Genomic DNA, 10,394 nt, shown 5'->3' with positions numbered 1-10,394 from the left:
GATTTCTTAAGAGCGATAGTGATTTTCAGAAACATCCGTATATATGAACCTCTTGTTTGTTATTCATTTCCATGTTTTTTTGTTTATAAGGGACGACGTGTAAGAAGCCTATGAATTTATTTACAGAATGAGAACGTTAAAATGTCACTAGGATACATCTAGTGTTGTTGATAAATGCAATGACTATCTGCATAAAATGAGAACTCATCTGGTTAAGAATGGTGATCTATTGCGATTGAAAAATTGAGAATGAAAACATGATGAATCGTTTGGCACCTTAATTGTTAACGCAAGCTGATCTCAGTTGACATAGATGCTATTTTTCGTTGATAACATGCGTTTTGTAAGAAAAGTGGGGAAAACCACTCCATTAAGTACGTATCTACCCCAATAAAGAGAAACAACTCCTGATCCAATGTCATTTTGACTGCACTCTTGTTTGGAATCAAATGCTTCATGTGATGATTGAACGATATCAAAACAGTTCTAAGGTTTCTTTTATAGATGCCTACGCTTTGAGCCCGCTCCCCCAGCCTTAAAGAGGGTCAGCAATGTTCCCGGAAGCTCGGTATTAAGTACCGATGTAGTTCAGATGTAGTTCATAAGAAAAAATACCCTACAGGTAAGCATTGTCAAAATGCCGATTTAGGGTACTGTTTAAGAAGAACCGGAATCTTTATTTTATTGTTGTACAGGTTAGTCTATTACGTTCATTTTCACTTTGGTTGTGACAAGTTTAGAGAATCAAAATATTTGTCGTTGTATTTCACATAGGCATTGGAAGGATCATAGGCTTTAGCCTTGTCATTATGCAATTTGGCTAATGAATATTTTTTTAAACGATCGTAGCAAACGCACAATTGAACATGTGGCAGCCAGCCATAATAATCAGTATTTAAAAAACTGCCCGCTCTTTTCACTCGCTCAATATCAAGACGGGTCGCCAGTTCATACCAAAAGATAGCTTTATCCACTTCGTTATTCGACAAATAAATGGACCCGAGCCTGCAGCAATGCTCTGCTCGAGGCAGGTCATAGGTAAAGGATTTCAGGCAATAGTCAATGGCTTTCTGCTTTTGTCCTTGTATTAACGCAATCGCTGCGAGTTTCCCGCATGCATCGATACAGTCCTCTGACCAGCCTTTCTTTGTGTTGAGAAACTTTTCATAATACTCGGTAGCCCTGTCATATTTCCGATGATCGAAACACTCGTTGGCATAATAATATAAGTCGCGCGGGGTAAACTTCGTGCCTGATTTCAGACGCTTTTCAAAAATTTTCAGGTTTCGGTCGCTCGAAGAAGAAGATTCTCCTTCCAAATGAGTGACCGCTGCATCACTTTGCACAATGTTCCCGTATACTTCTAAGTATTCGTGAACGAATCCATGCCAATGAAAGGATCGGCTTCGTTTCACTAATCGATTTCTTCTGAAACTAAATGTCGGTTTGCCCTGCGCGTCAAGGCGAATGTGATAGAACATGGAAACCGCATCGACGGAGCTTTGAAGCTGTTTTTTCAGAAGCAGAAGTTGCTCTTGGTCTTTCGGGAGCAGGACATCATCAGCGTCAAGCCATAGGACATAATCCATTGTTGCCTTGCTGAAGGATTCATTGCGGGCAGCAGCGAAATCATCAATCCATTTAAAATCAAACAATCTGTCCGTATAGTTCCTGGCAATTTCTTTTGTGTGATCCGTCGATCCGGTATCAACGATATTGATCTCATCGACTACATCTTTGATTGAGTCTAAGCATCGTGCAAGATGTTCCTCTTCGTTTTTCACGATCATTGCTAAGCTGATCGTAATCACGTTACCCCCTCCTCGTGAGGTCATACTATGGGTATAAAGTTTGTTCACCAGTTAATGTATGATCAGCATCTTGTTTTGTCTCCGCTTGTGTCTTCATGAATTATTCCTTTCTTTATCGCTTAAGGTTACAGACTCAGCTTTGAATGCGCGTTGGAAGATAATCAGATAGAATAATGCGACAGAAATCAGACAGCCGCCGAGTAAAAGGAAGGGCAATTCGACACTGACATATTGGGGAAATGTCAGCGCGAGCAGTCCGAAAAGAAGCGATTGAAATAAATTTCCGATTGGATCAAGCAAGGCCTGCACACGTCCCATGAACGTGGGATCAACAAGTTGCGGTAACCATCCGAAGAATGCGACGTTAACAATGGGAATGGTCAAGGCCGTCAAAAAATAGAAGGCGATAAAATAAGGGACATTCTGAGAAAAGTACTCTGCCGAAAGAAAAATACCGGCGAGGGAGTAACCCAGAATCATAAGTCGATCTAGTTTTATTTTTTCTGCGAGCAGGGAAGCGACAAAGCTTCCTGAAAGGATGCCAATACCGAAAACCATGCCGGATAACGCAGTGTATTGCTGATAGCTTTCCGGTGCCAGTTTAAATTTCAAGAGATAAACGGGCATGAGCGACAGACCTCCGTTAACCAAGCCCAGAATGGCGGTGCCTACCATAAATGCCCTCAATAAACGGCGCTGAAACATGTAACGCAACCCGCGCATAAATTCTGAAAAAACGAATGTGATGTTGAGATGTTCAGCTTTTTCACTCGTCAAAATAGCTGTCTTTTGGAACTTACAGCGATAAATAAATAAGCTCGAAAGAAGAAAGCTGCAAAGATTGATGATAATCGCTCCGACGATACCGAAATTCCAGTAAAAGAAAGCGCCTAATGAGGCACCAAAGAGAATAAAAATACTTGCGACCATTTGGTTCAGGCCGCCTGCAATCGGATATTCCTCTTTTTTCAATATACCTTGAATCGTGCTAAGCTGTGCCGGTGTGAAAAACTTGGAGGTTGCGGTTATGGTGAAAAGTAATAAAAAAATGAATACCATGGATTTTGAGTTGGCAGCAGCAATTAATAGGAAACAGAAACAGGCATTCGCCAAATCTGAGATGATCATGATTTTCTGACGATTCAGATGATCGGCCAGCACGCCGGCAATCAGGAAAACAAAGAGAGAGGGTAATGTATACATTAATTGAACAAGACTGGCATTATTCGGTTTTGCTGCGTATTGATCGAGCAGAAAAAAGGTGAAGGCTGTTGTCGATGTAACGGTACCTAACTGCGAAGAAAAGGATGCGAAGAAGATCCGACAATAGTTGCCATTTTTAAAAATTTTAAGCAGAGCGATCATAACCAATAGCCACCGCAACCGTCAATTCGATATTTTTTTTCAAGTGGTGAGCATTTGCCTGCATCGACTTTAATAATTTTCGGTGGTTGAACGAATTGCTTGGCATTTTCTTGTTCTTGTATGAATTCGAGAACTTGGTTGGTTACCGATCGGTCAACCTGAATCTGATCGCTTTCTTCTTCAGGCACGATAGCCAGCAAAACGGATACCGTATCTTCAAAAAAGTGGCCGTGTTCAAGAAAAGAGTAATGAAAATGAATGGTTTGTTGTCCTAGTGCACTTGACGCTGTCACAAATTCATAAAATAGATCAAGATTTTGTTTCGCTTTTTGAATACAGATTTCATGCTGAGAATTTTCGAGCAAACCATTTAAAATAGGCAAAAATTCAATCCCTTTTGGTGCAACGGGCATTAATTTGAAATTTTTGAGCTCCGAAGTGTGCGGTATTTTGATATGAATCCAGGCATGATTGATTCCATCTTGGCATTCAAGCTGCTTTTTTTCTAATTTTATGTCAATGTTCATTTTTTGCATCTTCTTTCATGATTTGTGAAACCGCGTCAACGATTTTTTGTTTTGTTGAGGCGGCGATTTCAGTATTAAGCGTAACAAATACATCCTCGTTAATTTTGGTCGTTTCACGATTTAAAATGTTCTCCGCTAGATACAGATTCATTTGGTTTCCAATTTTTCGAATCTCCGTCCGCGAGCATTTATCGAGTTTGTCACGAATAGCGGCAAGCGTTTCTCCTGCATGCGACAACGTGAGAATGGCGCGTAAATAATCAAGGTGGAGATCCGTATAGACACGCTTTTTTCCAACAGTAACGAGTGGGGGGATGATTTCAATTTGTGTATAATAGCGGACTGTTCTTAGATTTATCTTTGTTCCTTCGGAAGTTAACTGATCCGCAATTTGTTTCGCCGTAAAATAAGCCAATTTGCATCACTCCTTTTTTTGTGACAGTTAAATGTTATAGTGACAGTTTACTGTAACTAATGATAATCGTCAATGAATTGTTTGAACGATAATAAAGTGAGCGTTGAGGAGAAAGACGCACTGCTATGATCGGGTGTTATACTATGGAAAAGGATTTGAGGAGCGCGCGATGACGGATACTGAATTAAAGAAAAAGCTGTTGGAGATTAAAAATAATGATTTTCATGTGCCTGAAGAAAGCACTGATTTCGAAGCAGCAGAGTATGTAATGCATGCCTTTCATTCGACAGATAGTGGGCTCAGGGATGATCTCGGCTACACCATTCTTTCAAAATGGCTGATTGAGTTCAAGATGCTTCATGGATCGGAGCTCATGACCTTGCTCACGCAGGCTGCTTCTGAAAAGATGCTTTTCTATAAAGTCGGTGAAGGACTGTCGGATCACGTGTTTCTAAGATCTTTCTCAGCACTGCTTGTTGCGTTGATTCTTTACAGAGACAATCAGGAACATTTTATTGGAAAACAGGACTATATGAAGCTGCTCGATCAACTGAATCATTACTGCGAATTAGAGAATGACTATCGAAGTTTTGTTGCGGGTAAAGGATGGGCGCACGCGCCGGCTCATATCAGTGACGCGCTTGATGAATGTGCGCAAAATCGTTTCGTTGGAGAATCCGAGTGCCTTACAATATGGGAAAGCTTACTGGGGATGCTTCGGAATGCATCGACTGTATTTGATGCGGAAGAGGATGAACGGATGGCGACAGCGGTTGTGAGTATGGTGACTGCGAAAAAAATAACGGTTTCCGAACTGCTTCGGTGGTTCTGCGAGGTGGACTTGAAAGAGCCGAATCAATTGGTTCACACCTTGGCGTTCCGCAAATATCTTATTCAACGAGTGAATACAAAGCATTTCATGCGGTGCGTTTATTTCAGACTGAAAAATGCCGCGCTGCTTGATCAAGAGGCAGACAATGCGCTTATAAATGTGGAGCATGCGTTTAATCCTTATTTTTAACGGATTTGTCTGCTTTGGCCCGTTTTCCAAGATAAATGTTGAAGAGGATGCCACACGCGCAGATAATTCCGCTTATGATGGAGAGCGGACTTTTTGCGTGCAGCCAAAGAATGAACGAAGTGATCAAGCTGGTAGCAAATAAAAACCATAAGAAGCAAATAACAAAATTGCCGATAATCGTGTTCAGAGACTTCTTTTTTAGCGTCATATTTACTCATCCTTTTGAAAGGGGATACATAGATACTATTCATTATATAACAAATTAAATAACGTAACTATTCCAACTTTGAAATCGGTTCGCGGTTGAGTTCTCACATGAGATTGCGTACACTTTAACATAGAGAAAAGAAGAGGAATAGGTCTTTGCATATCGCTGCCGGAGAGGAGAAGCTTGATGAACCGATTCATGCAACGAATAGTTCTTATTCTCATCGCGCTGTTTCTTTTGGTTCCCGCGAGCTCGGCGTTTGCGGTTGCTCGACCGGTACTGATCAGCAATGAATCCGCGAACGGCTACAAAACGGAAAACACGGGTCATTTCAGTATTAATAATAACAGCTACGCGAAAAGCCAAAAACTGCAAAGGGCTTCTTACCGACTTGATTCTGTGCGGCCGCTCAGGACACGGACAAAATACAGCCCATTGAATCATTCATTACGGAAGAAAAAGAGTGTTAAGGTCGGCGCTGGCAAAAAGTTCTGGGTATCGAATTTGTCGACGGACAAACGCTATCAAGTCACAGCAAAATTGAGTTATGTGGGTCGGTACACCAAGGTATGGGTGAACGGAAATCAATTGTCAAAAAAGGATGCGGTCGCGCTTGGCAAAACCTTTGATCAAACCATTTTTCCACTGGACAAACGTTATTTTGGCACGCCATCTGATGTGGATCACAATGGAAAAATCAATTTGCTTTGTTTTGATATAAAAGATGATTCCGCGGAACAAAACGGAGGCTTCGCCTCGGGCTATTTTGACCCGAACGACTTATATAAAGGGAAGAAATCAAACCACAGCGAAATCATATATATCGATACATATCCGTCGCTTGACTCAAACAAACATAAAAAAGTGTCGCTCGCCTATTCGACGCTGGTGCATGAATTCCAGCACCTCATCAATTATAACCAAAATGTGCTTGTTGAGAAAAAGGATGAGATGGACACTTGGCTCGATGAAGGACTGTCACTGGCAGCCGAGCAATTGCTGGCGGGAAAGCCGCTTGACGATCGAATCGATTATTATAATGAGTCCCGCTCCATTGCGAATGGCAAGTCGCTGCTCTACTGGGATAATTTTGGCGACAATTTGGCGAACTATTCCCTCTCATACCTGTTTGTTCAATACCTTTATATACAATGCGGGCAGCCGGCAAATTTATTTAAGAGGATCATTCAAGACCCGCATAATGATTATCGAGCGGTACAAGATGTAATTCATGATTCTATCAGTCCGGACATGTCCTTTGGCCACTTCATGAGTAATTTTCGCAAAGCCCTTTATCTGAACCAGGCGAGCGGTCTCTATGGGTTTCATGGAATGGCCGGATTTCAACGGTTGAAAAAGAAACGGTACAACGGCAAGTCAAAATTGCCGAAGCTTAGAGGCGGAGGAGCAGTCATTGTAAACAGGATGTCAGCACTACCAAATGACAAGGGGGTTCATATAACTTATTCGGATTTGGCTGAACGCCAGCAAGATCGCGATGCTCCCAAGCAGCCACATATTGCTTCATTTGGAGACAAAGATGCAAAGCTTCGGGGCGACACAGAACCCGGAGCAGTCGTTACGGTTGTCGGTCCGACCGGACTATTAACAAAAAGTACGGCGGATGCTTCCGGACACGTTCAACTCGCGATTGGAAAGCAGCAGGCTGGGACGGTACTTAATGCGTTTGCCATCGATACGAGCGGGAATGCGGGTCAGGCAAGAAAAGTGACGGTTAAAGATCAGACAGCGCCGGCGAGACCGGTAGTCAAACGTTTTTATTATACACAATTGAAAATTCAGGGAACAGCGGAACCTGGAGCGCGTGTAACAGTTTGGCAGGATAAAAAATTAGTCGGCACGGCCACGGCGACTGTTCGAGGTTTTTACAGCATTAACCTGCACAAAAAACAAAAAAAGAGAAAGAAACTGACAATTTACGCTCAAGATAGCGCCGGCAATCGCAGTTTGGCTCGAATCGTTACTGTTTATTGAATCGTCAAAAAGGGGCGATTAGACATTTCGGTAGCATGTGGAATTTTTTCGCATTGCTTGAAAAGTAATGACGATTGTTGAGCAAAAATTGGTCGATTTGGTTGTGGAAATGAAAAAAGGGGTAAAGATAAGGGAATAGATTATTGCTGATGTAGCGAGATAAGGATGGTGTAGCAATTGAGTTGGTTTTCCAAGGACACGGAACAGGTTTTAAATGAACTTCAGGTCAAGCAAAAACAAGGCTTGACGAATGCTGAAGTGCAGTCAAGGCTTGAAAAGTACGGAGAAAATAAACTAAAAGGTAAACCGAAAAAAAGTTTGGCGGCGCTGTTTTTCTCGCAATTGAGGGATATGCTGATCTACGTTTTGCTTGGTGCGGCAGTCATCACACTGCTCATCGGCGAATACACCGATTCCATCATCATTTTGCTCGTTGTTATTTTGAACGCGATTATTGGTGTGTTTCAGGAGTTTAAGGCGGAGAAGGCAATTGAAGCGTTGCAGAAAATGACAACGCCGCGCGCGCTTGTTCGTCGCAATGGTGATGTTATCGAGATTGATTCAAAAGAGATTGTCCCGGGTGACATCGTAGTGCTGGATGCGGGACGCTATATTCCTGCGGATCTTCGCTTGATCGAAAGTGTCAATCTTCAGATTGAAGAATCGGCATTGACGGGTGAGTCTGTGCCATCGGAAAAAAATGCCGCGCTTGTGTTTGAAGATCCGAAAACGCCGCTTGGCGATTTAGCCAATATGGCCTTTATGTCCACCCTTGTTACCTACGGACGCGCGGAAGGCGTTGTTGTCGGGACAGGCATGAGTACTGAAATCGGCAAGATCGCCAAGGGGCTTGATGAGACACAAACGGATATGACGCCGTTGCAGAAACGTCTGGCGGAGCTGGGAAAAACGCTTGGGTATATTGCGATCGGTATCTGCATACTTATTTTTGTTATCGCGTTGATTCAGAGACGCGATCTTTTTGAGATGTTCCTGACTGCAATCAGCCTTGCTGTCGCAGCGATTCCGGAGGGACTCCCGGCCATTGTCGCTATTGTTTTGGCGCTTGGCGTGACGCGCATGTCGCGAATTAATGCCATCGTGAAACGGCTGCCTGCGGTTGAAACACTGGGATCGGTCAACATTATTTGTTCGGACAAAACGGGAACGCTGACACAGAATAAAATGACGGTGCTCCACCTTTATACATATCGCAAATTTCTTGATGTGCCAAGTGAGGGAACGGCGACCGCTGAGGAAGGCGCGGAGAAAAAACTGATTCAGACTATGGTTCTGTGTACCGATGCCACGCTTATTAACGGCGAGGGCACAGGTGATCCGACAGAGATTGCTCTGCTCGAACTTGGCGAAAAATATCACTTGCCGAAACGCGAACTGGAATCTGGTTTCGAACGTGTGGCTGAAAAGCCGTTCGACTCGGATCGCAAACTTATGTCTACGTTGAATAAAGAAGGCAGCCATTACCGTGTGCATACAAAGGGCGCGTTTGATAATATTTTTAACGTATCCTCTCACGCATTAGTTGATGGGAAAAAGGTTCCTCTGACTGATGAACTTAAAGCAAATTTTCTCAGAGCGGCGGAGGAAATGTCCGATCAAGCGCTGCGCGTGCTTGGGGCGGCCTATAAAGATACCGATGAAATCATTAATCCTGAAGAGATGGAAAAGGACTTGACTATGCTTGGACTCGTGGGCATGATTGATCCACCGAGACTTGAAGTGAAAGACGCGATCCATCAGGCGAAACAAGCCGGGATTACACCAATTATGATCACGGGGGATCATCAGCATACGGCGGCAGCGATTGCTATGCAGCTCGGTATGGCAACCTCGCTGGCGCAGACGGTTTCCGGCAGCGAGCTTGATGCGATGGCTGATGAAGAATTAAACGAAAAAATTGGTAATTATCGCGTGTTCTCACGCGTTTCGCCAGAACATAAAGTTAAGATCGTTAAAGCTTTTCAATCGCATGGCAACATTGTTTCAATGACTGGCGACGGAGTGAATGACGCTCCTTCATTAAAAAATGCGGATATTGGAGTCGCCATGGGGATTACCGGTACGGACGTTTCTAAAGGCGCCAGCGATATGATCCTGACCGACGATAACTTTACAACCATTGTTTCAGCAATTCGCGAAGGGCGAAATATTTATAACAATATCAAGAAATCCGTTGTTTTCCTGCTTTCCTGCAACCTTGGAGAAATTGTCGCCATCCTTGCTTCGGTACTCTTCTTTTGGCCGATGCCGCTTCTTCCAACGCAAATTTTATGGATCAACCTCATTACCGACACTTTTCCGGCGATCGCGCTTGGTGTAGATCCCGGAGACAAAGATGTCATGAGTAAGAAACCGCGTGATCCGAAGGAAAGCTTTTTTGCGGGAGGAGCCGCCATGCGCGCGGTGATCGGCGGTTCATTAATCGGTATTCTGACTTTAGTCGCCTTCTACTTTGGTTTAAATGAGCATGGCTACCAGTTATGGTCCGGCTCAATTCCGGAAGATGTTCTGACCTATGCGGAAACAATGGCATTTGTCGTGCTTGCGGTTTCACAGCTCTTTTATTCACTGTCGATGCGGAGCGCATTTCACACCATTTTCCAAGTAGGGCTGTTCTCAAACAAATATCTGATCGGCGCGATCCTGCTGGGAATTATCCTTCAATTCGCCGTGATCTCTATTCCGTTCCTAGCTGCGGCGTTCCATGTCCAGATGCTGTCGTTGCAAGATTGGATCATCGTCATCCTGTTTGCTTTAATTCCGCTTGCGGTCAATGAACTGATCAAGCTCGGTATGCGCATGAAAAACAAATAATAGAAACAGACAGAAAAGAAAGTTTATTGTTTTGCCTTGCTGGTCCGACGATATGGTCGTATGATGCTGATACCCAATCCGCACTGATCGGTTGGACGATCAGGTAAGCGTCTAATCTGATAAATAGACGGAAAAAGTTCGCTTAATTAGAAAATGAACGAACAAATAGCTTAAATAGACGGAGAAATTCCGCTTATCAAATCGAAAAACGTAAAAA

General features: G+C 43.3%; 9 protein-coding genes. 4 read left to right on the top strand and 5 right to left on the bottom strand.

What is annotated here, in order from left to right; genetic code table 11:
* Window positions 1–380: 380 nt before the first annotated feature.
* Window positions 381–539 (top strand): helix-turn-helix domain-containing protein, encoded by a 159-nt coding sequence (locus tag NIE88_RS22940; protein ID WP_373689474.1) that lies wholly within the window; start codon window positions 381–383, stop codon window positions 537–539.
* A 177-nt stretch (window positions 540–716) separates the two neighbouring features.
* Here NIE88_RS22940 and NIE88_RS21340 read toward each other — a convergent pair whose 3' ends face one another.
* From NIE88_RS21340 to NIE88_RS21325, 4 genes are all read right to left on the bottom strand, one after another.
* Window positions 717–1,835, bottom strand: coding sequence for a tetratricopeptide repeat-containing glycosyltransferase family 2 protein (locus tag NIE88_RS21340; RefSeq protein WP_253065578.1), 1,119 nt, complete (start codon window positions 1,833–1,835; stop codon window positions 717–719).
* Window positions 1,836–1,904: 69 nt separating this feature from the next.
* Entirely contained in the window at window positions 1,905–3,176 is a 1,272-nt protein-coding gene (locus NIE88_RS21335; RefSeq protein ID WP_253065577.1) for an MFS transporter, read from the bottom strand.
* The gene (locus NIE88_RS21330; RefSeq protein ID WP_253065576.1) at window positions 3,173–3,703 is read right to left on the bottom strand and encodes a hypothetical protein; all 531 of its coding nucleotides are present in this window, start codon (window positions 3,701–3,703) and stop codon (window positions 3,173–3,175) included. Before NIE88_RS21330 ends, NIE88_RS21335 begins: the two co-directional genes overlap by 4 nt.
* A complete protein-coding gene (locus tag NIE88_RS21325; protein WP_253065575.1) occupies window positions 3,693–4,118 on the bottom strand; it encodes a MerR family transcriptional regulator in 426 nt (141 codons plus the stop codon). Before NIE88_RS21325 ends, NIE88_RS21330 begins: the two co-directional genes overlap by 11 nt.
* A gap of 169 nt (window positions 4,119–4,287) precedes the next feature.
* On the opposite strand from NIE88_RS21325, the gene NIE88_RS21320 reads away from it, so the two are divergent.
* Complete coding sequence (locus NIE88_RS21320) at window positions 4,288–5,139, top strand: DUF2785 domain-containing protein (protein ID WP_253065571.1); 852 nt, start codon at window positions 4,288–4,290, stop codon at window positions 5,137–5,139.
* Here the strand turns inward: NIE88_RS21320 and NIE88_RS21315 are convergent.
* Window positions 5,123–5,347, bottom strand: coding sequence for a hypothetical protein (locus NIE88_RS21315; RefSeq protein ID WP_253065569.1), 225 nt, complete (start codon window positions 5,345–5,347; stop codon window positions 5,123–5,125). The genes NIE88_RS21320 and NIE88_RS21315 overlap by 17 nt on opposite strands.
* 186 nt (window positions 5,348–5,533) lie before the next feature.
* Between NIE88_RS21315 and NIE88_RS21310 the strand changes: the two genes are divergently transcribed.
* Window positions 5,534–7,342, top strand: coding sequence for an Ig-like domain-containing protein (locus NIE88_RS21310; RefSeq protein ID WP_253065567.1), 1,809 nt, complete (start codon window positions 5,534–5,536; stop codon window positions 7,340–7,342).
* Between the two features lie 177 nt (window positions 7,343–7,519).
* Window positions 7,520–10,177 (top strand): cation-translocating P-type ATPase, encoded by a 2,658-nt coding sequence (locus tag NIE88_RS21305; protein WP_253065565.1) that lies wholly within the window; start codon window positions 7,520–7,522, stop codon window positions 10,175–10,177.
* The last annotated feature ends 217 nt before the right edge of the window (window positions 10,178–10,394 follow it).

This window comes from Sporolactobacillus shoreicorticis, assembly GCF_024125445.1.
Lineage (GTDB): Bacteria > Bacillota > Bacilli > Bacillales > Sporolactobacillaceae > Sporolactobacillus > Sporolactobacillus shoreicorticis.
This window is presented reverse-complemented; position numbering and strand designations above follow the sequence as displayed.